The organism is Litoribacillus peritrichatus (assembly GCF_039537985.1).
Classification (GTDB): Bacteria; Pseudomonadota; Gammaproteobacteria; order Pseudomonadales; family Litoribrevibacteraceae; genus Litoribacillus; species Litoribacillus peritrichatus.
In genome coordinates this window covers 139,552-163,243 of sequence record NZ_BAABBN010000015.1, presented here as the reverse complement: position 1 = coordinate 163,243, position 23,692 = coordinate 139,552, and the positions used below count along the sequence as shown (strand labels likewise).

Genomic DNA, 23,692 nt, shown 5'->3' with positions numbered 1-23,692 from the left:
ACAAGAGATATCACCGTGATTAAGTCGCTTTCTATAAAATTCCTCAACATTGTTCCATTTCAACATTTAACAACACTCCGTCATCGCCTATGATTGTTGTAATACAATCGACCGAACTCTTTCATTAAAAACAGAAAATTGAAGACCGCATTTTATTAAGCGGCTTGAAGGGAAATGTATGTCACAAGCACAAAACAACCTGGTCATTACCGCGTTAGGTTCAGACCGCCCAGGCATCGTAAATGATCTTTCCAGCCTGATCGCCAGCCACCAATGCAGCATCGTAGACAGTCGAATGACGGTATTAGGTGGCGAATTCGCCATCATTATGATGGTCAGTGGCAATGAAGATGGCATTCAGGAACTTGAAAACAAACTCAGCGCCGAAGTGGAAGCGCTCAACCTGACTACCATCATCAAGCGCACCTCCGGCCGTGAAACCTGCCACGACACCATTGCATACATTACAGAAGTCATTGCCATCGACAACCCGGGCATCGTCTCCGACATCGCCGGCTTTTTCTCCGCTCGTAAGATCAACATTGACGATCTAACCACCGGCACTTACGCAGCACCGCACACAGGCACGCAAATGTTCAACCTGACCATGCGCGTGAACATTCCAAGTGCACAAAGCCTGTCACAACTGAAAGACGACTTCATTCAGTTCTGTGATGACCGCAACTTAGATTCGAGCATTGAGCCGCTTCGATAGATAACCATCCTTTGCAACAAGTAATAAACCCATAAAACGCTCATTTTCAACCCAACACAGATTTTGTACGGAAACCTTCAATGACCGAATTAGCAATAGGCAACGCAGTCCCGGATTTCACCGCTGAAGCCACCAACGACACCACAGTGACCCTGTCTGAATTAAAAGGTAAAAACGTGGTGATTTATTTCTACCCGAAAGACAACACCCCAGGTTGTACCACCGAAGGCCAGGACTTCCGCGATGCCATCGCCGAGTTTGAAGCCAACAACACGGTCATCTTCGGTGTATCCCGTGACTCCATTCGAGTCCACACCAACTTTCGCGCGAAGCACGAATTTCCGTTCGAGTTAATCTCAGACCCTGAAGAAGCGTTGTGTAAGCACTTTGATGTGATCAAGCTCAAAAAACTGTACGGCAAAGAATACATGGGAATTGAACGCAGCACCTTCTTAATGGACGGTGAAGGCGTATTACGCAACGAATGGCGTAAAGTAAAAGTGAAAGGCCATGTGGATGAAGTGTTAGAAGCAGTGAAGGCGCTTTAATCTTTTCTTTATTTGATAGCGAGTTAACCCCTCTGTTTAATCAGAGGGTTAACTTTCCAAATCTATCTTTAATAAATTTAATCAAAAGATTAAAGTAATATCCCTATCTGCTGGTAAGACTCTCACTAACAATAATTTAGTGTCAGTCACTTGGTAATACAGGTTATAGCGATCCACCGGAAAACTTTTCAGACCTTTTGTCGTATTAGCTTCAACCAGATCAGGACGATCTCGGCCAATATCAGGAAATTCAATAAGTTTTAAAATTTTTTCATGCAGCTTATCAAGGTATCGATCGGCATTAACAGGATGATCATCTGCAATATACAACCAAATCTCCAGTAAATCATTTTCTGCTTCTGGTGAGATTTCAAGTTCAAGCATTCTTGGCCTTAGTCTGAAGCTTTGCTCTTCCTTTGGCCTTTATCGCCTCCATATCTAAAGGCTTTCCCTGACCGCGCTCCAACGAGTCCAAACCCTGATTAACATCCCGCCTTAAGGCTTCCAACCTCATTGACTGAATTTCATCCTGTTCTTCCAGCAGGCGGAGCGCTTCTCGAACTACTTCACTGGCAGATCGATACATACCAGTCTCAACCTTTGATTTAACAAAGCTCTCCAGCTCAGAAGTTAAAGAAATATTCATGATTAGGCCTCTCATTTTTGGCTGATCTACTCACTCATTATAACCATAATTAGCCAAGTTCGTTATTCGCATGAGCATCCCCAATCATCCTCTCGCTATACCGCTTCAAACACTTCATCTTCCGCATGATCACCATCATGAACCATGGCCTGAAGCGCCTGAAACTCAAGCTCTGATTTACCTATAAGCTCACAGGCCAACTCACTGCTGATGTTTTTATAGCGATACAAAGCCACAGCTAATAACTCCAGAGCCTGTTTCTCATCCAAACCACATTGTGCTGCAACGGAATCTTTGATTTCGATTTTCATGGGTAACTCTCCTGACATGACTGTTAGATTTATTTTTTATGACAGAGAAGTGAACGACTATAAACGTAAAATTTTTAAGCAAACACTGATTTGCGACAAGCAAGGAGGGTTTGACTATGAAAGTAAGAAAAAAGGATGACTTTGAGATCATCCTTTTAAAATACTCAGTCAATCATCTCCGGCACCCCATCCTGATGGCTCGCTACCTTAGGCCAGGCAGTCATGATGGCTTTAATCAGTGTCGCCAACGGTATCGCAAAGAAAATCCCCCAGAAGCCCCAAAGACCACCAAAAAAGATGACCGCGATGATGATCACCACAGGATGAAGATTCACCGCTTCAGAGAACAGCAAAGGCACTAAAATATTGCCATCCAACCCCTGAATCACCAAAAAGATGACCATCACAGTGATGAATTCAGAACCAGTGCCGAATTGAATCAGCCCCACCGCCGCCACCGGAATGGTCACAACAATTGCCCCCACGTAGGGAATCAACACCGACAAGCCCACCACCAAGGCCAAAAGCGCCGAATATTGTAGCCCCATGAACACAAAGCCAATATAAGTGGTGCCGCCAACAATCAAAATCTCTATGGCTTTGCCTCGAATGTAATTGGCGATTTGTTCGTTCATCTCCTCGCCTACTTCAGTTAACATCCGGCGCTTTTTCGGCAAAAGTGAAGTGAGGTAACCAATAAAGTAGTCTTTGTCCTTCAAAAAGAAGAACACCATCATCGGCACCACCACACAGTAAATCAGAATGGTGATGACGCCAGGAATACTGGATACACCAAGCGACAATAAAAGTTGCCCGACTTGGCCAATTTCGCCTTTAGCAATGCCAAACCACTCATCCAGTTGCGCCGAACTGAGGATGTTTGGGTAATCATGACTCATCGCCACCGCATAAGATTGTAGCTCGGTACTGTACCTGGGGACTTCACCAATAAAAGAGGTTAACTGAGACCACACCAAGGGCATCAAAACCAAAATTAACGCTAAGGAAATGCCAATAAAAAACACCACCGCCAATGAAACAGCAAGCAAGTGAGGAGCACCGCGATCAGTGAGTAAATTCACCAGGCCTTGCAGCATGTACGCAATAATAACAGCGGCGATTACGGGGGTTAAAATGGCACCGAACAACCAAATACAAAGGCCGGAAATCAACAAAAGAAGCAAAAAGACCATGGCTTCTTCTTCAGCGAAATACAGGCTCGCCCAGCGCCTTAAAATATTGACCATGTTAAATTCCTTTCCGTATCCAGTAGCTGTAGACATCGTTAGTATCGTCCGCCGCAACAAGGTCATGTACTGAGTTGTTGACGAACACCTGAATATCTCGCCAAGAGCCTGCATCGGTCGCAATGACCTTCAGCAGTTGGCCGCCCGATAACTTATTTAATGCTTGTTTGGTTTTTAATAACGGCAACGGGCAATTGAGTCCACTGGTATCTAATAATTCATCAAAAGTTTGTGGAACTGGCTGTTCAGTCATATTGTCTCAACTATTCTTAAGGAGTAAGGTCGTCTGTTTGTGATTTACTGAGCGAAACGCACCATTTTTGCGAGTTAGCTTTAGTGACATAACACTCAGATACATGCCATGGATATACATAAAAGAAGACTTGATATAGTCTAAGAAAAAATACTTCGGGTGTCGCTAGCATAAATGAATAAAACCTACCGCATAATCGCTTTTTTGTGTTGTTTTCTGATCACCTTTCAGTCAACTGCGTTTGCGGCTGCTCAATTACCGACCCTGGGAGATTCCACGTCCGGTTTTATCTCACTCGACCAAGAATACCAGCTGGGTCGTGGCTGGTTAAGAGCATTACGCAGTCAAACGCCAATTTTGGAAGATCCACTGCTCAACGATTACCTGGAATTCACAATCTATCGTCTGGCTGAGAACAGTCAATTAACCGATCGTCGTATTGAGACAATTATTGTTGATAATAAATCCCTGAACGCATTTGCAGTTCCTGGCGGCGTGATCGGGGTGAACACCGGGTTATTCCTTTATTCTCAGTCCGAAGGCGAATTCTCTTCCGTACTCAGTCATGAATTGGCGCACATCAGCCAACGCCACTTTGCCCGGCGCGTTCAGGATGCTCAAAAGCGACAACCACTGACACTCGCAGGCTTATTAGCGACCGTTTTACTGGCCGTAACCACCGGCGGGACAGCCGCCATTGCTGCTGGTTCCACGGCTTATGCCGCGAATGCACAGGCGTCATTAGCATTCAGTCGGGACATGGAGCAGGAAGCTGACCGAATCGGCATGGAAACCCTATACAATTCCGGGTACAACCCAAATGAAATGACCGACATGTTCCGCAACATGAATGACGCCAAACGCTACTTTGGGACAAACCCACCCGAATATTTGTTAACTCACCCGTTAACCGAGTCACGAGTCTCTGACAGCGCCAACCGCGCATCCCAATACCCGGCCGTCAAAAACGGACGCACCAACTTCGAATACCAATTAATGAAGCGCCGTGTGGAAGTCCACACACTAAAATCCGCCGACGCTTGCACCAATAAATACGAATCCGCCGTCCAGGAAAGCAAAGGCACCAGCAAACATACCGCACAATACGCTTTGGCCATTTGCTACACCGAAGACAAACAATTCGAAAAAGCCTTAGCCACCCTGAAGCCTCTGCAAGAGCTGTGGCCTCTCAGCATTACCATCAATGTGCTGGAAGCTGAAATCCTGTCAAAAAAACGGGATTTAGATGAAGCTGAAAGCATTCTCAAAAAAATGCTGAAAGACAACCCGGAGAACTACGTCATTACTATGTATCTGGCGAATACTCTGGGTAAAAACGGCAAAGCCCGAGAGTCTGCCTTTCTACTGCAAGACATGAGTTTTAAACGCCCGGATGATGCTCATGTCTGGAACCGTTTAGCAGAAGCCCAGCGCATCAATAATAATCAAATTGGTTATTACAAGGCCGCCGCCGAGTATTACCAGTTGAACGGGGATTTCACCAACTCACAACGCCAGTTAATGCGCGCATTGAAACTTGCCGAGTTTGACTTCCACGAGAAATCCATCATTGAAGAACGAATCAAGTACATAGAATCGTTAAAAACCGAGTTTAATCAGTAACTTCTTCTTTCGTCACTCTCAGCTTCCAGCCATAGAAGCTGTGAGCGATGTGTTTGTATTTTCCCCCTTTGAAACCATTTCGACTTATTTGGACGTAATATGAATTTTGGCAGTGACAACCAAACCGGAGCCTCGCCTCAAGTACTTGAAGCCATCATGAAAGCCAACGACGGCTTTCTACACGGTTATGGCGATGAGGATTACACACGACAAACCGTGGAGCAGCTCAAGCGACTTTTTGACTGTGACCTGGAGGCTTATTTTATACCAACCGGCACTGCCGCCAACTGTTTAGCCTTATCCAGCCTGGTTAACCCGTGGCAGACCATTTTATGCCACCCTGAAGCCCACATCATTCAGGATGAAAATACCGCCCCAGAGTTATTAACAGGCGGCGCGCGACTGAAAGCCATCGCAACCGAACAACCTAAAATCCATCTGGAAGATTTAAAAAAAGTATTAAGTTATCAAGCCAAAGAAGCGCCACACAACAGCCTTGCTGGGGCAATGAGCCTGACTCAATGTACAGAGCTGGGCCAGGCATACCAACCAGAAGAAGTGAAACAACTTTGCTTGCTGGCGCATCAGCACGGCCTGAGCGTACACATGGATGGAGCGAGATTCAGTAACGCAGTGGCCCATCTTGGCTGCCATCCGAAAGAAATCAGCTGGCAAGCCGGGGTGGACGTTCTTTGTTTGGGCGCTACCAAAAATGGCGCACTGGCGGCCGAAGCGGTGATATTTTTTAATAAAGAACTGGCGGTGGATTTTGAACAACGTCGCAAACGCGCTGGCCACTTACTGTCCAAAGGACGCTTATTCAGTGCTCAGTTTCAGGGTTGGCTTGAAAATGACCACTGGCTGGAACTGGCCACGCACGCAAACCGGATGGCCGAAATGATGGCCAAAGGCCTTTCAGAAAAACCAGGCTGTCGCATTATCTTTCCGGTGGAGGCCAATGAACTGTTTGTAACGCTCCCTAAGAGCACCACAGAGCGTCTTCAACAACATGGAGCAGAATTTTATGAATGGCCAACATCCGGCCTTGCTGAGCATCTGCAGCCATCTGAAGGTGAACAAATGATCCGACTGGTCACTTCGTTTATAACCAAAGAACACGAAGTAAAGCAATTCTGTGATCTGATTTAAACCACCAAAGCCCTATCTAAAACGAAAAAAGCCGTGCTTGGTAAATCAAGCACGGCTTTTTTATTCAAGGTGACCCGTAAAGAACACCAATCACTCCAACCACACCTAAGATAAGTTACTTGGGTGCGTTAAAGTCCAGCATACGCTGCAATGGAATCATGGCTTTTTGGCGAACGTCTTCGTCCACAAAAATTTCTTCTCCACCATGTTTAAGCACGTTTTCAATACGCTCTAATGAATTCATCGCCATCCAAGGGCAGTTTGCACAGCTCCGGCAAGTCGCGCCTTCACCTGCCGTTGGCGCTGCAATCAGCTCTTTCCCCGGAGCGGCTTGTTGCATCTTGTAGAAAATACCGCGATCCGTCGCAACAATGCATTGCTTATTTGGTAACTCGGTAGCGGCCTTAATCAACTGGGACGTTGAGCCCACCACATCCGCCAATTCAACCACCGCTTCAGGTGACTCAGGATGAACCAAAACTGCCGCATCCGGATACACCTTCATCAGATCTTTCAGCGCTTTGGCCTTAAACTCATCATGAACGATGCATTCGCCATCCCAAAGGATCATGTCAGCACCAGTCATGCGTTTCACATAACCGCCCAAATGCTTATCCGGCGCCCAAATCACTTTTTCACCTTTGGCAGCAATGTGCTCCGCCACTTCCAACGCAATGCTGGAAGTAACCACCCAATCGGCACGAGCTTTCACTGCGGCAGAGGTATTTGCATAAACCACCACCGTTCGATCAGGGTGCTGGTCACAAAAATCAGAAAATTCTTTTTCAGGGCAGCCAATGTCCAACGAACATGTAGCATCCAGTGTCGGCATTAAAATACGCTTTTCAGGGCTTAGGATTTTAGCCGTCTCGCCCATGAATTTAACGCCAGCCACAATCAAGGTATCGGCAGGATGATTTTTACCGAAACGAGCCATTTCCAGTGAGTCGGCTACACAACCGCCCGTCTCTTCTGCCAAAGCCTGAATGTGCTCATCACAATAATAATGCGCGACCAAAGCGGCATTATGTTCTTTTAACAGGGCGCCGATACGCGCTTTGTAGGCCAGGACTTCTTCTTCAGACAAAACTTTAGGGGCCGATTGGAAATGCTGCTGAACAAACAAACGATCTAAATCAATTTCAATTCTGGGCTGGCTCATCGAAAACTATCTACTTATCAGTCATTAGTATCACGGTAATTTCGAAAGTATTTTAACACAACGGAGCGATTAGGACTAAAAAACAGGGAAAAGTTCGTGATTCAAAACAAAATCACCGACAAAAAGAACGAGACCATAAGCCACGCAAGAGGCAATAAATTACAGATAAAAAAAGGGCGCTTTTTATAGCGCCCTTTAAAAGAATGGTGGGTCGTGCAGGATTCGAACCTGCGACCAATTGGTTAAAAGCCAACTGCTCTACCAGCTGAGCTAACGACCCATTATCTGGTTTCAAATAAGCTGACCAGGTCAACTTCTTACAATACGTGGTGGGTCGTGCAGGATTCGAACCTGCGACCAATTGGTTAAAAGCCAACTGCTCTACCAACTGAGCTAACGACCCATCATTCGGTAAAACATAAAGCCGAAATACATCAACTTTATTTAAAAACTGGTGGGTCGTGCAGGATTCGAACCTGCGACCAATTGGTTAAAAGCCAACTGCTCTACCAGCTGAGCTAACGACCCGGAGAGGCTGCGTATAATAACGTCAAAATAATCAAATGCAAGACCTTTGGAGAAAAATCTTGGATTTTTTTGAAAATTTCTCGTTATTCAATTCCCCCTAAACAAAACAATCCTACTTACCAACAAACGTGACTTATTGGTATCGCGTAGGATCAACCAAACCCGCCTGCTCAAAACCCACCTGACGAAGACGACAGGCATCGCATTTGGCACAGGCACGACCATCGTCATCCGCCTGATAACAGGACACAGTATCGGCGTAGTTAACACCTAACTCTGTTCCTTCCGTAACGATATCCGCTTTAGAAAGCTTCATAAGCGGTGTATTGATAGTAATCTTCTGACCTTCAACGCCCATCTTAGTTGCCAGGTTAGCCATGCGCTCAAAGGCCTCAATAAACTCAGGGCGACAATCCGGATAGCCAGAGTAATCCACAGCATTCACGCCAATACAAATATCCTGAGCCTCGATGACCTCTGCCCAACCCAAAGCGATGGATAAAAATACGGTATTACGGGCAGGGACGTAAGTGACCGGAATACCGTCACTCTCTTCTTCCGGCACATCAATGCTGTCATCCGTCAGAGCAGAGCCACCGATATCATCAAGATTAAGGGTGACCACCTTATGTTCTTTGACGCCCATTTGTTGAGCAACACGCTGAGCCGCCTGCAATTCAGAGGTATGACGTTGACCATAATTGAAGCTCAAGGCATAACATTCAAATCCCTGGGCTTTGGCCATGGCCAAAACGGTTGCTGAATCCAGTCCCCCTGAAACCAAAACTATGGCTTTTTTCGTCATTGTCTTCTTAACCTCAATATTTAATCATCTTAAGCGCGTCAGGCATTATTGACGCATTAATTTGTGATTCGTAACGTTCTAATGAATTACGCTTCAATCTCAATAAATTATCTGCCGGGTTCATCGTTCCAAAGTAATTTGTGCAACTGCAACTGCATTCTCACCTGAATGCCATCTTCCACAATCCAGTCTGCCAGATCAGTTGCGGACACCTGATGAAAGCTGGGTGAAAAAAGTACGTCATCCACCCGGTCCAACAACTTGTATTGATCAACTTGTAATTTAGACCAGTCGTAATCCTGTCGGCTGCAAATAACAAACTTCACCTGATCCTGCTGATTCAAATGCGCAATGTTGTCGTACAAATTGCGGTGACTCTCTTTGGAATCCGGTGTTTTTAGATCCATAACCTTCACTACACGAGCATCGACCTTCGAAACATCAATCGCACCACTGGTTTCCAGTGAAACTTCGTAGCCTTTATCGCAAAGTCTTTCCATCAACGGCCAGCAATTTGGTTGAGCCAAAGGCTCACCGCCGGACACCGTAATGTGTTTTGCAGGGTACTTTGCAACTTCGTCCAGAATTTCGTCCAGCGTAAACCATTCGCCACCACTGAAAGCATATTCAGTGTCACAATATTCACAACGTAAAGGACAACCGGTTAACCGGATGAAGACAGTAGGCAGACCAACCGTGCGAGTCTCCCCCTGAAGAGAATAGAAAATCTCAGTAATTCGTAATTTTTCCGCGTCGGACATAGCTCAATAATTCGCCAGATGAAACATGAGGCGCGATATTACCCGATGCAGGGCCGAGTTTAAACCGATGATTACCCTATCGACAGGTAATCACCGATAAAAACATAACCAACAAGGCAGCAATTTAACAAAAACTCAAAGCTAAGCTACTGAAGACTTTCAAGTTTTGCTTTCGCTTTAACCGCTTCGGCAGACTTTGGATATTTCTTTAGCAAATCCCCCCAAAGTACTTTCGCGTCTTCCTCTTGGCCATTCGAAGCTTTAAGCGCCGCAAGGGAATACAAGCTGGATGCGGCCTTAATGCTGGTTGGATATTCCTCAAGGACACGGTTATAAAAGCTTTCCGCTTTCGTAACTTCACCGCCACGCTTATAAATCTGCGCTAACCAATAATACACATTCGGTTTCAGTGGCGTATCAGGGTAATCCCTAAGCAATTTAACAAACTCTAAAGCCGCTTTTGTATCGCGACCACCCTCATCCAAAATCGCTTTGGCTTTTCGGTAGCGAGTCTGATCCGTTTCTTTCGAAGCTGCGTCATCAGCGCTAGTCACATCGGCTTCTGAATCAACTGAATCCAATGCAACCGGAGAAGCTGTCGCTACTGAAGGTTTGCGCTTTTCCAGCACCACGACTTTTTCCGACAACAGCTGAATTCGTCGATCCAAATCCTGATACAAGGCTTTGTTGCGCTGCTTCAACTCACCGATTTCTTTCGCTTGTTGCTCAACCACAGCACGTAAGGTCTGAAGTTCACCCACCAACAATGAGCGATCATCCGCCAACGGATTGGCAGCCTGCACCGAGTCTGTAATGATCCCAAAGTCTTCCACATCATCGGTTTCATCCTTAGCGGCAACCGCCTGAGATGATTCATTGCCAACGTATTGGGAGGAAGATTTGTTTTCCGGATTTTGTACCGTATTCTGATTTTTAACTGTCGTGTTCTGGGTAGCAGGTTTTTGAGCAGGCACCACCGGGTTATTACCTCGCACACCAGGCGCAACATAAACCGGAGTTGACTCAGTTACCTGAACCGCATAGGCACTGACAGCAAAAAGGGGCTGCACCAGGCAAGCCCCCAAAAGATAATTAAACCATCTTTTCATATATTATCTAACCGATTAGTAGCTAAGCTCTACACGACGGTTTTTAGCAAGATCTGAATCAGACTTACCAAATGCAACTGGCTTTTCTTCACCGTAGCTGATCACTTCGATTTGAGAAGAAGCAACGCCTTCCGCCATCAAAACGCGAGCAACTGCTTTACCACGACGCTCACCCAAAGCAAGGTTGTACTCGCGAGTACCGCGCTCATCTGCGTGACCGGCCAAGTTTACCTTAGCACTGTCGTTTGCTTTCAAGTACGCAGCGTGTGCTTTAAGCGCATTCAATGCAGCCGGTCTGACTTCAGATTTATCGAAGTCAAAATAGAATACAGTCAAGGCATTCATAGCCGCTTCTTTTACTGCATTGGCTTCGGCGTTTGCATACTCAGCGCCAGACTCAACAGTTTGACCAGAAACAGACTGACCACTAACAGCCCCTGAAGTACCAGAGGTAGCTGTAGAAGTAGTTGAACCCGTGTTCTGTGTTTCTGCCTGGCTAGAAGTACCAGTAGTAGTTCCGGCCGTTTCAGTACCCGTGTTAGTTGGGGTCGATTCACAAGCAGCCAAGACAGCAGCAGACAAAGTTACCAAAGCTATTTTTTTAAATGGCGTAAAGTCCATAATTATTCCCATAATTCAGTTAGATTTGCAGTTTATAAATTCTCAGTGTTCATTGGCTCTAGGCTAAAGTCCTGTTTAGCTTTCGCTAATTGCCTACCACTAACGAGCCCTAAAGCTCAAACTTCAAGTTATCGTCTTATGTACGGCGACCAAGCAGGTTCACGAACATCACCCTTATTTGATGGAAGTCGCATACTGACATCTCCATCAATTGAAACCACAGATAACACGCCTTGACCCCGATACTTAGTAGCATAGATCACCATTCCGCCATTTGGAGCAACGCTCGGTGATTCGTCAAGATCACTTTCAGTTAAGACTTTAATACGTCCTGTTTGCAAGTCTTGTCTAGCAATATGAAAAACATTTGTATTTCTGTGCACCATTACCAAATAGCGTCCATCTTTGGTCATTTGTGCTCTCGCATTGTAATTGCCCTTATATGTTAAGCGTTCCACCTTGTTTGTTTCAAGACTCAGCCTGTAAATCTGGGGGCTTCCACTGCGATTTGAAGTAAAGATAATGCCTTTTCCGTCCGGAGTCCAACTTGGCTCGGTATCAATTGCATAATGTTTCGTCTTTCTGGTCAATTTTTTTGTTCTGAGATCAAGCACATAAATCTCCGGATTGCCATCACGAGACAAAACAAACGCCATTTTTTGATCGTCCGGCGACCAACTCGGAGCTCCGTTTAAGCCTTCAAATGACGAGACACGAACGCGCTTCCCTGTTTCTTTATATTGAACATAAATCGCAGGTCGGCCCAGCTTTTGGCCTTTTCTGCGTTCGAACGACACATAGGCCAGTTTTTTACCGTCGTTCGACCAATTCGGAGAAATGATTGGCTCATCGGAACGAAGCACATAACGAGCCCGGCCACCGTCCGCATCGGCAATGTTCAGTTGATAAACAGGTTCTGTTTTCACATTTTCAACCGTAACATAAGCAATTTCAGTAGAGAACGCACCGGGTTTACCCGTGATCTTTTCGTATACTTTATCACTGATGTAGTGGGCTATGTCCCTTAACTGATGCGCATCGCCGGGGACAATTTCAGCCAGCACCGACTGTCCCAGGAAAATATCAAACAGTTCAAACCGGACTTTGTATTTTTTTGAAGCACTGTCAAAGTCAATTTCACCAATGAGCACAAAATCACGACTGGTCCGCTCCCAGTCAGACATCACAAAGTCTGCCGCTTTATTCGGCAAGCTGTACATATTCTCGATGGGAAGCAGGTCAAAGTATCCACTGCGATAGAGATCATTCGAAATAATATCGGACACTTGTTCAGGCAACGCATTGCTGCCTTTCCAGGAAAAAGGCACCACAGCCACAGGAATGGCACTTTCGACGCCTTTAGTGATCAAAATTTTTAGTTCTGCTTTAGCATTCACTGATGTAATGAGCACTACAAACAGGATGAAAGCGCGCCATAGAACCATAGCTATTTATTCTCCTGATTCTGGAGCAAACTCCAGCTTAATACGTTGAATTTTTTTAAAGGTTGCTTCATCAAGATCACGAATTTCAGGAATAGTTCCCATCCGCCAAGCTGCTTGTTCCGCACTTCGATCAAAACCTACATTCCCAGAGGAGCGAACGGTTTCAACTTTTCTCAAGTCACCATCAGGCTGAAAGTACAATCTTAAGACAACATTCCACTGGCTATCATATCCAGGTGGTAGCTCCCAATTCGCATTTACCGACTCTTTAATAATCGCAGATATTTGAATAATCATATTATTCTGGCTTTCCTGGTTTTTCTTGCGCTCACTTGCCTGTCTTTCCAGCTCTGCAAGTTCTTGCTCAAGAAGTTCCAGCTCTTTCAACTCTTGCTCTTCCTGCTCTTTTTCCTTCCTTTCCAGCTCCAAACGTGCCAACTCTTCTTCCTGTTTACGAAGCTCTTCTTTGGCTTTGCGCTCTTCTTCCTGCTTTCGTTTTAACTCATCCGCTTTTTTCTTTTCTTCCGCCAAGCGCTTGTCCTCGGCTTCCTTTTTCTTTTGCGCCTGCTCTTTCTTCTTCAGGGCCAGGGCTTCTTGTTTTTTCTTTTCTTCCGCCGCTTTTTTCTTGGCTGCATCCTTTCGTTTTTGATCTGCCAGTTTTTTCTTGCGCTCGGCTTCTTTGCGCTTCTTATCTTCTATCTTTTTCTTTTCCGCCAATGCGCGCTTACGCTCCTGATCGGCTTTGCGCTTGCGCTCCGCCTCCCACTGCTTACGCTTCTCGGCCATGTTCTGTTGTTTTTTATATTTTAACGGGTCATCCGTTACCACCGAAGCCTTGACGTGCTGAGGCACCACAACCTGTTCTTTTTCGGTTTTTTCACTGCCCCAATTAATCAATAGCAACAGCGCAAACAGAACATGCAGTGCTCCGGAAATCAGCAGCGGTGTTTTAAGCGTTTTCAAAGCATTCATCGATTTAATTGGTCTCTACTGGCTCAGTAATCAAACCGACATTTTCGACGCCTGACTGTTGCAACTGCCCCATCAAAGCCACGACTTTACCGTAAGGAACGCGCTCATCTCCCCGAATCAACACCGCTGTATCCGGTGCCTGACTCCGCTTGGCTTTCACCCGAATCAGCAGTTTCTCCAATTCAATGGCTTTTCGGTTTGAGCTGCCTACTTCCAGAAAATAATCGCCTTGCTGGTTGATAGAAACAACCATAGGGTCTGCCTGTTTGGTTTCATCAATCAATTCAGAATCCACTTTTGGCAGCTCAACACTGACCCCTTGCGTTAATAAAGGCGCCGTTGCCATAAAAATTACAAGCAGCACTAACATAACATCAATGTAAGGAACCACATTGATCTCAGACATAGGCCTGTGCTTTTTATTTGAGCCACGAATAGGATGAGGAGCCGCCATGTTTATACCCTGTTTAACAATTTGACATCAGCTGTGTTTACAACGCCTTCTCCCTGAAGGCGTTTTAAATCGACTTACCCCTGAACGGAGTGGACTTTACGGTGAAGAATGGCTGAGAATTCATCGGCAAAGGTTTCGTAACTGCTGACAATATCGTCCGCGACGGCGGTAAAACGGTTATAACCAATCACAGCCGGAATCGCCGCAAACAAACCAATGGCCGTTGCAATCAACGCTTCAGAAATACCAGGAGCAACAACAGCAAGCGTTGCCTGCTTCATGGTTGCCAAACCACGGAATGAGTTCATGATGCCCCAAACCGTACCAAACAAACCTATGTACGGGCTGGTCGAACCTACGGTTGCCAAGAAAGGAAGCGTTTCTTCCAGTTTTTCTGCTTCCTTCGAGCACGCCACGCGCATGGCCCTTAACGAGCCTTCCATCACCGCATCCGGATCAACACTGGGTTGTTGTCTCAAACGACTGAACTCTTTAAAACCGGCGCGAAAAATACTTTCCATGCCACTGTCTGGGTTTGGGTTAGTCGACACTTCACGATAAAGCTGCGCCAAATCCATGCCTGACCAAAAGCGGTCTTCAAACTCTGAAGCTGAGCGTTTGGCCGCCGATAAAATTCGGGCTCTTTGGACAATGATGGCCCAGGAAGTTACGGAGGCCAGAAGAAGAATGAGCATTACCAGTTGAACCAGCAGCGATGCATCACTGATCAACTCCCATACAGATAGTTGTTCCTGCATGTATTTATCCCTTTTTGAAGATATATCCTGTAACGAAGGCCGTTACTTTGTGAAGGCCATTCGAGTTAGGTGCTTAAAGTAAGGTCTCAAGTGTACTACTTAAGAGTTTAAAAATATTGATTCGTTCATGCGTTTATGCACAAATTTATATCAATTCACACTTTTTCAGAAGAAATCAGGTTATTTATCTTCTTTTGGTACGTCTAAGCCAAAGTGCAAGTAAGCACTTTGGGTGACGACACGGCCTCTCGGCGTTCTCATAACAAAGCCTTGCTGAATCAAATAAGGTTCAAGAACATCTTCAATGGTATCCCGCTCTTCACTGATCGCGGCCGCCAGACTGTCGACCCCAACCGGGCCACCGTCAAACTTTTCGATCATGGCCAGCAACAACCTGCGATCCATGTGATCCAAACCGTGCTGATCCACATGCAGCATATTCAACGCCTGATCCGCAGCACTCTTATCCACAACCCCTTCGCACTTAACTTCCGCAAAATCTCTGACTCGGCGAAGTAAGCGGTTCGCAATACGCGGTGTCCCTCTTGATCGCCGGGCAACGACTTCCGCCCCGGCTACATCCATCGTCATACCCAGCTTTTCAGCAGAACGCTGTACGATGAAGGTCAGATCTTTCACTGAATAAAATTCAAGCCGCTGAACAATACCAAACCGGTCACGCAGTGGAGACGTCAACAAACCAGCCCTGGTCGTTGCTCCGACGAGGGTGAACGGTGGCAAATCCAGTTTAATGGATCGTGCTGCCGGCCCTTCACCGATCATAATATCCAGCTGATAATCCTCCATTGCCGGGTACAAAACTTCTTCGATCGCCGGACTTAAACGGTGGATTTCATCAATAAACAGCACATCGTGCGGTTCCAGATTGGTCAGCATAGCTGCCAGATCACCGGCTTTTTCCAACACAGGGCCAGAGGTGGTTTTAATATCCACACCCATTTCATTGGCTACGATGTTGGCCAAAGTGGTTTTCCCTAAACCCGGAGGGCCAAAAATCAAGGTGTGATCGAGTGCTTCTTCCCGCTTCCGGGCCGCCTCAATAAAGATCGACATTTGGTCGCGAACTTCATGCTGACCAACGTAATCAGCCAATCGTTTCGGGCGAAGCGCCCTGTCATGATTAAGCTCCACAGGAGCCTCTTCTGCTGAAATTAAACGATCCGGTTCTAACATGAAATCAATACCAATTCAGAGGTTTTATTAATAATTAAATTAACGGTTTAATGTGTGTTGCTTAACGCTGAACCATACTCTTTAGCGCCAGGCGAATCAGTTCTTCACTGGATTGTGCCTGACCTTTCACCGCATTCACCATCTTCGTAGCATCCTGCGGCTTGTAGCCTAATGCAATCAGGGCACTTTCAGCTTCCAGCTCAGCGTTCTGATCCGGAACAGGAGTATTACCAGAGGCAGCTTCCAGAGGCAACGCCGTTTCAGCACCCGCCCAGTCTTTAAGGCGATCTTTCATCTCGATGACCAGTCGTTCAGCAGTTTTCTTGCCGATTCCAGGCAGTTTCACCAATGCGGTAGTATCTTCTGCATGAATACAGGACACAAACTGATCAGCATCGAGACTTGATAAAATGCCCAGAGCCATCTTAGGGCCAACGCCATTCACTTTGATCAAGGTTTTAAACAAGGTTCGATCTCGTTTAGAAATAAACCCGTAAAGCAAATGCGCATCTTCTCTTACCGTTAGATGCGTATACAAAACAACGTTTGTTCCTACACTTCCTAACTGAAAAATCGTGGTCATAGGCGCTTCGATTTCGTAACCAACACCGTTCACATCAACCAACAGTTGAGGTGCATTTTTTTCTTCAAGTACGCCTTTAATCTGACCTATCACGCTCTTTCCTTTTCAAAGTTAAATCGTTCTGACCCGGCCTCGTCGCACAGCATTGGCTCCGCCCATCTTCACCATACTCAAGCGAGTATTGGCGTGGCATAAAGCAATGGCCAACGCATCTGCAGCATCGGCCTGAGGGGTCGCGGCCAGTTTCAACAAGGTTTTAACCATATGCTGAACCTGCGCTTTATCCGCACTGCCTTTGCCCACGACAGACTGTTTAACACGACGAGCCGCGTATTCAAACACGGGAAGGTTCTGGGAGGTTGCAGCCACAATCGCAGAGCCTCTCGCCTGTCCCAGTTTTAGTGCAGAATCCGCGTTTTTGGCCATAAAAACCTGTTCAATGGCCATCTCTTGTGGAATGTAAGTATCAATGACCTCATTCACACCTTCAAAAATGTATTTCAGCTTTTCTGGCAAGGTTTCACCCTTCACCCGAATGCAACCACTGGCAATGTATTCATGTTTCACGCCTACGGTATTAATCACACCATAACCCGTCACACGAGAACCGGGGTCAATCCCTAATATGATTGCCATAACTAACGCCCACTGAAATTTTAACTGGCCATCTTACAAAAGAACCCTGAACGGCTGATATAAATACCAGCCGATCAAGGTTCTTTATTACAACTTAAAAAATGGAATTATTCTTCAGTTGCTGATTTTCTAAGCTTGATGTTCAGCTCACGAAGTTGCTTGCTTGAAACTTCACCCGGTGCGTCTGTCATCATACAGCTTGCGCTTTGGGTTTTAGGGAAAGCAATAACTTCACGAATCGAGTCTGAGCCTGTCATCAACATAACCAAGCGATCCAGACCAAATGCCAAACCACCGTGCGGTGGAGCACCAAACTTCAATGCATCCAACAGGAAGCCGAACTTCTCTTGTTGCTCTTCTTCAGAGATACCAAGAATTTCAAATACTGCTTCCTGCATCGCCTGATCATGAATACGGATAGAACCACCACCCAATTCACAACCGTTAAGCACCATGTCATACGCTTGAGAAAGCGCATCAATTGGGTTTGCTTTCAGTTCTTCCGGCGTGCATGAAGGTGCAGTAAACGGGTGGTGAATAGCAGTCAAACCACCGTCCGATGTTTCTTCGAACATTGGGAAATCAACCACCCAAAGCGGAGCCCATGCACACGTATAAAGATCAAGATCTTCACCTAACTTACAACGTAGCGCACCCAGTGCTTCAGTAACGACTTTCGCAGAGTCCGCACCAAAGAAAATCAAATCGCCGTCTTCAGCCTGAGTACGCTCAAGAATTGCCTGGCGCACATCGTTTGGTAAGAACTTAACAATCGGAGACTGAAGGCCTTCTTCCACGTTAGATTTATCATTTACCTTGATGTATGCAAGACCTTTCGCACCGTAGATGCCTACAAACTGCGTATAGCCATCAATCTGCTTACGGGTCAGTTCAGCGCCTTTCGGTAGACGAAGCGCAGTCACACGACCTTTTGGATCTTTCGCCGGACCGCTGAACACTTTAAATTCTACTTCGGTCATCAGGTCAGCAACATCAACCAACTCAAGCGGGATACGCATGTCCGGCTTGTCGCTGCCGTACTTTTCCATTGCTTCTGCGTAAGGCATTCTAGGGAATGCGCCCAGATCAACGTCCAGCGTTTCTTTAAACAGGTTACGGATCATGCCTTCAGTGATCGACATGATGTCTTCTTCAGAAACGAAAGACGCCTCGATATCAATCTGGGTAAATTCAGGCTGACGATCAGCACGTAAATCTTCATCACGGAAACACTTAGCAATCTGGTAGTAACGATCCATACCAGAAACCATCAAAAGCTGCTTAAACAACTGAGGAGACTGAGGTAACGCGAAAAAGTTATTGGCGTGAGTACGGCTAGGCACCAAATAATCACGGGCACCTTCGGGCGTAGCGCGCGTCAGGATTGGTGTTTCAATATCCAGGAAGCCTTCACCGTCCAGGTGATTACGGATCGCCGTAGTGATTTTAGAACGCAGACGCAGTTTAGTCAGCATCTCAGGACGACGAAGATCCACATAACGATACTTCAGGCGGATGTCTTCACCCACACTCTGGTGCTCATCCAACTGGAACGGAGGCGTCTCTGCTTTGTTCAACACGATCAAAGAGTGACCAAGCACTTCAATTTCACCCGTAGGCATTTCTTTATTGGTCGTGCCTTCAGGACGATCACGAACCATACCCGTCAACTGAATAACAAACTCATTACGAACGCTGTCCGCTGTCGCGAAGCTGTCTTCACGATCCGGATCAAATACTACCTGCGTAATACCATCGCGGTCTCTTACGTCCAGGAAAATAACGCCACCGTGATCACGACGACGATGAACCCAACCGCACAGAGTAATCTCTTGTCCTACATGTTCTTTTCTTAAAGCACCGCAATAATGGCTGCGCATAATTTCTATTTCCTAAAATTTAATTATTTTTTCAAATACGTCATAAATTTCATCAAAGCCGCCCTTAAGATAGCTTTAATGAAATCAGAAATTTTATTCAGGCCAAATAAACCAAGGTAATCCATTGAAAAGTTAGCTATTTAAGGAAACAGCACAGTCTTTAACGTCCCAGGTCTCAAGCTATTTTTTGCTATGGCGTTTCGGTAACCAACCCAATAAGCTCATGTGATACCGAAAAAAGAGGCTTATTATAACAACAAAAAAAAGTCCGGCTACCACCAGTTAGCCGGACTTTTTACGTTATCAGAAATTTCTTTGGCCGAATACCTAAAATACTCGCTTAATTGATCGGCTCTACCAACACAAAAATCTCACGGGTGTTTGGGTTTTGCCAGGTTTGAGTCACTCTGGCTTTCACCGTTTTCGTGGAAACCTCTTCACTGCCCACCCGCTTTACTTTTGTATAAGCATTTTGGTTGTTTACTGTTTCGGTCGACATTTGAATGTATTCCACATCCACACCCTGACGAGCCGCTAACTCCTGTCTCGCCCTCGAAACAGCCAACTGTTTCTGAAAATGCACACCTTTAACATGAATCACGGATGAACCCACAGCGCCATTACCGGGATTCAAGATCCAACCTGGCATCGCAGGCTGAGCAACATGCTGCTGCACCGGTTGGCTTTGACACCCTGCCAACCACACAAACAACAGCGAACAGATCAATAAAAACGTGTTTTTCATTGATTTCCTCTTTCCTTAGTCGTTTCAGTATTCTCGAATCTCTTAGAAGAGACTTATAGTTATATTTTTCAATTCACTTATACGTATTTTTACGATTTATTCTTAGGGAACCTCTGAATAAGTCCCTCTCTGCTCAGGCCTATAAGAGAAATGTCTATTTGAGGCGCGGTTTTGAAGGCATAACGGGTTACGTCAAAAAGCCGCAACAAAAAAGAGGCATTTCTCTTAAGGCCCCGAAGGGCGGGGCTTTAAAAACGTTATAACTGTGTTGAACTTCTTGAAAAGGTCTAGACATTCTCTACGAAGCTCGCCTTGTTCTAACGTTTTTCTAGCGCCCGCTGAACTAGAGCGGACTTGTTCAGAGGTTCCTTAGTTATCAGTCTATCAGCTCTCGGCCATAACACATAGAATGGAGGAAATGTCTGACATAAAAATCAGAGGCTTAATTTACGTACTGTAAATAACGACCAACCACTTTCTTTAGGTAACCTCGGGTTTCTTTGTAAGGTAGACGAGTGGCCAAAATGTCATAGACCTCACTCGGCTCCAGCTGATTAATCCGGGCATAAGCCTTTTGCATACTTTTCTGATCAATAAAGGCTTTTGCCACGTTCGCAGTACCGGTATTGTAAGCAGCGATCGTACAGTACAAGCGACTTTCCGGGTTATGAATACCCCGCAAGTAGCGATAATTAAGCACATTCAGATAAGCCGCACCGACCCGAATATTATTTTCCGGATTGTACAAATACTTGGCTTTAAACAGCTTACTTTTACCGTAGATTTTCTTGGCTGCGTCTTTCCCGGCAGTACGTGGGACAATTTGCATCAAACCATAGGCAGGAATTCGGGAGCGCGCCATTGGGTTAAAACTGCTTTCGGTATGGATAATTGCCATCACCAATGCAGGCTCAAGCTTCCATTCTTTAGCGTATTTAGCTGTAGCCTCCCAATATCGGTCAGCTTTTTTCATCCCGTATTCTTCCGGGAGTGTTATGACGACAGTGAGGCGCCGGGAACTGGGCAAATAACTCTGGCTCACGCCATCGCCCGTGGTCAGTGCCTTTGCCACTGCCATGGAGTTTTCATTTTGGCTGGTCAACAATTCCGGTAGCATAGTGACCTGAGCACTTTCACCCTCAACCTGAATGGTCTGGTTCGATTGCTCAGCTGCCTTTTGCAATACAGGGTCATTCTCTACCGCCTGAGCCAAAGTGGAGGACAGGGTTTTATTCAGTTGTTCTGCAAGCTCAACCGACGACACCTGATCCGCATCAACATCAATAAACTCCACCACGATCTCATCAGCCTGATAGTCCACTAATGTGCGCTGAGTTAACGTTTCGTCGTATTCAACCCATTGATGACGACTGGTAAAGGTTGTATCCCCCCAGACCGCTTCAATTTCACCCATAAACTCCTGATACGCCAGATCAATTGCTTTTTCAAATGCTTCGAATTCAGCTTCAGTGGATTGCTTATACTGATCGAACTCGTTGATGACATCTCGGTAGTCAGAGGCATTCGCCTGTAAAGACCAGAAAGAAGCCGAACCACACAGCGCCGTCATGAGGGAGTAAATTAAAACGGGTTTAAAAACGTTCATAGCAGCCTGGTTCAACCCCTATCAATATAGTGTTTTTCGAATTCATAGTGATGACACACGTCGGCTCAAAAAAAATCTTAGCTGTGTGTCATATCCTTGAAAAACTGAGTGGGTGTAAATAGCTCCCCTTCCAGCAAAGATAAGCGAGACAAACGCTCTTTAAGAACCGAATCTTGGTAGGGTACAGCTTCACCTTGCCCCCAAACAGGACCAGGCCATGTTTCATCTTCGCGATAGCGAACCACATGATGAACATGCAACTGAGGAACCACGTTACCTAACGTAGCCACATTTAATTTATGGCCTGCATAAGCATCCATGATTTTCTGAGATAAGAAGGAGGTTTCCTGAATGTAATTTACCCGATCTTCTTCGACCAAGTGATAAAGTTCCGTCAACTGTGACTTACGAGGAACAAGAATAAACCAAGGGTAACGTTGGTCATTCATCATTAAGACCTGACACAACGGAAAATCACCAATATGGAACGTATCAGCGGCTAAGCGCTCATGTAATTCAAATGTTAATGGTCCATCCATAGCCTTTCTCCCAGGCAAAAAAAATTTGGTGCCTGCGGCAGTGCATTAATCGTATGCACTGCCTACAGTGTTAATTAACGCTTACCTTCGCGTCGGATCGCAGAAGAAGTGAAATTACGCTTATTCAGATTCACATCAAAGCGGTGAGGCTTATCGTCTGAAGTAATCAACCATTCTGCGTAATAGCCACCTTTCTTCAGGTCGTAAGTAAAGTTTCCTGCCGTCCATACCACAGGTACATCATAAAAACTCACTGAGTGGGCTTCACTGTAACGCCAGACATCCGGGTCGCCTTCAGCATACTCATCGGCCAGAGCAATTTGCCAGGAGTCTTCATCGATATAAAAAACCCGTTTTGCATATTGATGCTTAATACCTGCCCGCAGAGTCGCCTCTACGTGCCAAACGCGATGCGCTTCATAACGTGCAAAATTAGAATTAACCGTTCTTTCACCTAACAAATCATCCGTAGATACAGACTCACCCATCATTCGGTAAGCATTATAAGGAATGTATTTGATGGTTTTACCTACCACCTTCCACTCATACAAATCCGGAGCGCCGTTAAAAAGGTCAACCTGATCTACCGTTTTATAGCCATCACTGTTAAACAATTCATCAGCGTATTCTAAATCCGGAGTACGTCTGACACGACGCTGTCCTGGTTCGTAATACCAGGCTTTACGTGGAGACAACACCTGATCCAGCGTCTCGTGAATCAAGGTCATTTGACCAGCCACAGAAGGCGGAGAAATGTTTTTTGTCTTTCTTAAAAAGATTTTATTCTTTCTTTTTCCTTCAGAAATTTCAGGATTGGAGTAAACCCCAAAAATTTCAATTTCTTTACGCATTACTTTCTTAGCGCCGGTTTCATAAACAACCGCATCGGTCAAAACCGCTTCTGAATGCATGCCCCGATAACGAAGGATGTGATTCCAGATCATCTCTTCGCCAGTAGTAGCATTGGGAAACGGACTGGTCAGCCGAGTATTTTTCACACCCGTGCCTCTTGGTAAAAGTTCAGCCGTTTCTGAATTTTTTTTCAAAGCATCGTAGATGACATCGGAATAAGCAGCAGTTCGCCGAGTAGCGTAAACCGGAAATTTATGTTCAGGGTATTTATTCAAAAAAGCAATCTGACCGGCACTCAAGCGTTCTTTATGCTCTTCAAGGTTGGATTTTTCAATATAGAATAACGGCTTATCTTGAGGGAAAGGATCAATATAATCACCATCAAACCCTTCTGGCGGCTGCGTTAAACCACCTTCCCAATGCGGAATGTCGTTCCCGTCTCCCGCAATATCACTACCCATCGGAGTCTTCAGTTGATTTGCAACAACCTCAGTGGTCATGACCACAGTGAAGAATACCGAACTAATCAGAGTTACTGCTTTTTTCATTC

Annotated in this window: 26 protein-coding genes and 3 tRNA genes; 4 read left to right on the top strand and 25 right to left on the bottom strand. The window is 45.7% G+C overall.

Annotated elements, in window-relative coordinates; translation table 11 throughout:
- Window positions 1-178: 178 nt before the first annotated feature.
- Both ABD744_RS20135 and ABD744_RS20130 read left to right on the top strand, forming a co-directional pair.
- Window positions 179-715 (top strand): glycine cleavage system transcriptional repressor, encoded by a 537-nt coding sequence (locus ABD744_RS20135; protein WP_344800390.1) that lies wholly within the window; start codon window positions 179-181, stop codon window positions 713-715.
- A gap of 80 nt (window positions 716-795) precedes the next feature.
- A complete protein-coding gene (locus ABD744_RS20130; RefSeq protein ID WP_344800389.1) occupies window positions 796-1,263 on the top strand; it encodes a peroxiredoxin in 468 nt (155 codons plus the stop codon).
- An 81-nt stretch (window positions 1,264-1,344) separates the two neighbouring features.
- Here the strand turns inward: ABD744_RS20130 and ABD744_RS20125 are convergent, their stop codons facing one another.
- The 5 genes from ABD744_RS20125 to ABD744_RS20105 all read right to left on the bottom strand — a co-directional run bounded on the left by ABD744_RS20125 (window position 1,345) and on the right by ABD744_RS20105 (window position 3,720).
- Complete coding sequence (locus tag ABD744_RS20125; RefSeq protein WP_344800388.1) at window positions 1,345-1,647, bottom strand: type II toxin-antitoxin system RelE/ParE family toxin; 303 nt, start codon at window positions 1,645-1,647, stop codon at window positions 1,345-1,347.
- Entirely contained in the window at window positions 1,640-1,909 is a 270-nt protein-coding gene (locus ABD744_RS20120; RefSeq protein ID WP_344800387.1) for a type II toxin-antitoxin system ParD family antitoxin, read from the bottom strand. Before ABD744_RS20120 ends, ABD744_RS20125 begins: the two co-directional genes overlap by 8 nt.
- Before the next feature lie 95 nt (window positions 1,910-2,004).
- Window positions 2,005-2,220: a UPF0175 family protein gene (locus tag ABD744_RS20115; RefSeq protein ID WP_344800386.1), complete on the bottom strand. Its 216-nt coding sequence runs from the start codon at window positions 2,218-2,220 to the stop codon at window positions 2,005-2,007.
- 164 nt (window positions 2,221-2,384) lie between these two features.
- Window positions 2,385-3,467: an AI-2E family transporter gene (locus ABD744_RS20110; RefSeq protein ID WP_344800385.1), complete on the bottom strand. Its 1,083-nt coding sequence runs from the start codon at window positions 3,465-3,467 to the stop codon at window positions 2,385-2,387.
- 1 nt (window position 3,468) lies between these two features.
- A complete protein-coding gene (locus tag ABD744_RS20105) occupies window positions 3,469-3,720 on the bottom strand; it encodes a sulfurtransferase TusA family protein (protein ID WP_344800384.1) in 252 nt (83 codons plus the stop codon).
- Window positions 3,721-3,894: 174 nt separating this feature from the next.
- Between ABD744_RS20105 and ABD744_RS20100 the strand changes: the two genes are divergently transcribed.
- Both ABD744_RS20100 and ABD744_RS20095 read left to right on the top strand, forming a co-directional pair.
- On the top strand, window positions 3,895-5,343 hold the full coding sequence (locus tag ABD744_RS20100; RefSeq protein ID WP_344800383.1) for a M48 family metalloprotease: 1,449 nt from the start codon (window positions 3,895-3,897) through the stop codon (window positions 5,341-5,343).
- Window positions 5,344-5,442: 99 nt separating this feature from the next.
- Window positions 5,443-6,492 carry a threonine aldolase family protein gene (locus ABD744_RS20095; RefSeq protein WP_344800382.1) on the top strand — a complete coding sequence of 350 codons (1,050 nt, stop codon included), beginning with the start codon at window positions 5,443-5,445 and terminating at the stop codon, window positions 6,490-6,492.
- 115 nt (window positions 6,493-6,607) lie between these two features.
- Here the strand turns inward: ABD744_RS20095 and nadA are convergent, their stop codons facing one another.
- The 20 genes from nadA to ABD744_RS19995 all read right to left on the bottom strand — a co-directional run bounded on the left by nadA (window position 6,608) and on the right by ABD744_RS19995 (window position 23,690).
- Window positions 6,608-7,654 carry a quinolinate synthase NadA gene (gene nadA / locus ABD744_RS20090; RefSeq protein ID WP_344800381.1) on the bottom strand — a complete coding sequence of 349 codons (1,047 nt, stop codon included), beginning with the start codon at window positions 7,652-7,654 and terminating at the stop codon, window positions 6,608-6,610.
- A gap of 204 nt (window positions 7,655-7,858) precedes the next feature.
- Window positions 7,859-7,934, bottom strand: a tRNA-Lys gene (locus ABD744_RS20085).
- A 47-nt stretch (window positions 7,935-7,981) separates the two neighbouring features.
- Window positions 7,982-8,057, bottom strand: a tRNA-Lys gene (locus tag ABD744_RS20080).
- 49 nt (window positions 8,058-8,106) lie between these two features.
- Window positions 8,107-8,182, bottom strand: a tRNA-Lys gene (locus ABD744_RS20075).
- Between the two features lie 133 nt (window positions 8,183-8,315).
- Window positions 8,316-9,005, bottom strand: coding sequence for a 7-cyano-7-deazaguanine synthase QueC (queC, locus tag ABD744_RS20070; protein ID WP_344800663.1), 690 nt, complete (start codon window positions 9,003-9,005; stop codon window positions 8,316-8,318).
- Between the two features lie 89 nt (window positions 9,006-9,094).
- Window positions 9,095-9,748, bottom strand: a complete 654-nt coding sequence (queE, locus tag ABD744_RS20065; RefSeq protein ID WP_344800380.1) for a 7-carboxy-7-deazaguanine synthase QueE — start codon at window positions 9,746-9,748, stop codon at window positions 9,095-9,097.
- A 146-nt stretch (window positions 9,749-9,894) separates the two neighbouring features.
- A complete protein-coding gene (locus tag ABD744_RS20060; RefSeq protein ID WP_344800379.1) occupies window positions 9,895-10,857 on the bottom strand; it encodes a tetratricopeptide repeat protein in 963 nt (320 codons plus the stop codon).
- Between the two features lie 15 nt (window positions 10,858-10,872).
- Window positions 10,873-11,478 carry a peptidoglycan-associated lipoprotein Pal gene (gene pal / locus ABD744_RS20055; protein WP_344800377.1) on the bottom strand — a complete coding sequence of 202 codons (606 nt, stop codon included), beginning with the start codon at window positions 11,476-11,478 and terminating at the stop codon, window positions 10,873-10,875.
- Between the two features lie 128 nt (window positions 11,479-11,606).
- The gene (tolB, locus tag ABD744_RS20050) at window positions 11,607-12,923 is read right to left on the bottom strand and encodes a Tol-Pal system beta propeller repeat protein TolB (RefSeq protein ID WP_344800376.1); all 1,317 of its coding nucleotides are present in this window, start codon (window positions 12,921-12,923) and stop codon (window positions 11,607-11,609) included.
- Window positions 12,924-12,929: 6 nt separating this feature from the next.
- Window positions 12,930-13,895: a cell envelope integrity protein TolA gene (tolA, locus tag ABD744_RS20045; RefSeq protein WP_344800375.1), complete on the bottom strand. Its 966-nt coding sequence runs from the start codon at window positions 13,893-13,895 to the stop codon at window positions 12,930-12,932.
- 4 nt (window positions 13,896-13,899) lie between these two features.
- A complete protein-coding gene (gene tolR / locus ABD744_RS20040; protein ID WP_344800374.1) occupies window positions 13,900-14,349 on the bottom strand; it encodes a protein TolR in 450 nt (149 codons plus the stop codon).
- Between the two features lie 74 nt (window positions 14,350-14,423).
- Window positions 14,424-15,107: a protein TolQ gene (tolQ, locus tag ABD744_RS20035; protein WP_344800373.1), complete on the bottom strand. Its 684-nt coding sequence runs from the start codon at window positions 15,105-15,107 to the stop codon at window positions 14,424-14,426.
- Window positions 15,108-15,287: 180 nt separating this feature from the next.
- Entirely contained in the window at window positions 15,288-16,301 is a 1,014-nt protein-coding gene (gene ruvB, locus ABD744_RS20030; protein WP_344800372.1) for a Holliday junction branch migration DNA helicase RuvB, read from the bottom strand.
- A 61-nt stretch (window positions 16,302-16,362) separates the two neighbouring features.
- Window positions 16,363-16,977: a Holliday junction branch migration protein RuvA gene (ruvA, locus tag ABD744_RS20025; RefSeq protein WP_344800371.1), complete on the bottom strand. Its 615-nt coding sequence runs from the start codon at window positions 16,975-16,977 to the stop codon at window positions 16,363-16,365.
- An 18-nt stretch (window positions 16,978-16,995) separates the two neighbouring features.
- Window positions 16,996-17,520: a crossover junction endodeoxyribonuclease RuvC gene (ruvC, locus tag ABD744_RS20020; RefSeq protein ID WP_344800370.1), complete on the bottom strand. Its 525-nt coding sequence runs from the start codon at window positions 17,518-17,520 to the stop codon at window positions 16,996-16,998.
- 107 nt (window positions 17,521-17,627) lie between these two features.
- The gene (aspS, locus tag ABD744_RS20015) at window positions 17,628-19,400 is read right to left on the bottom strand and encodes an aspartate--tRNA ligase (protein WP_344800369.1); all 1,773 of its coding nucleotides are present in this window, start codon (window positions 19,398-19,400) and stop codon (window positions 17,628-17,630) included.
- 340 nt (window positions 19,401-19,740) lie between these two features.
- A complete protein-coding gene (locus tag ABD744_RS20010; RefSeq protein WP_344800368.1) occupies window positions 19,741-20,145 on the bottom strand; it encodes a hypothetical protein in 405 nt (134 codons plus the stop codon).
- 442 nt (window positions 20,146-20,587) lie between these two features.
- Entirely contained in the window at window positions 20,588-21,751 is a 1,164-nt protein-coding gene (locus ABD744_RS20005; protein WP_344800367.1) for a murein transglycosylase domain-containing protein, read from the bottom strand.
- A 77-nt stretch (window positions 21,752-21,828) separates the two neighbouring features.
- A complete protein-coding gene (locus ABD744_RS20000; RefSeq protein WP_344800366.1) occupies window positions 21,829-22,290 on the bottom strand; it encodes an HIT domain-containing protein in 462 nt (153 codons plus the stop codon).
- Between the two features lie 74 nt (window positions 22,291-22,364).
- Window positions 22,365-23,690 carry a DUF1329 domain-containing protein gene (locus ABD744_RS19995; protein ID WP_344800365.1) on the bottom strand — a complete coding sequence of 442 codons (1,326 nt, stop codon included), beginning with the start codon at window positions 23,688-23,690 and terminating at the stop codon, window positions 22,365-22,367.
- Window positions 23,691-23,692 lie beyond the last annotated feature (2 nt).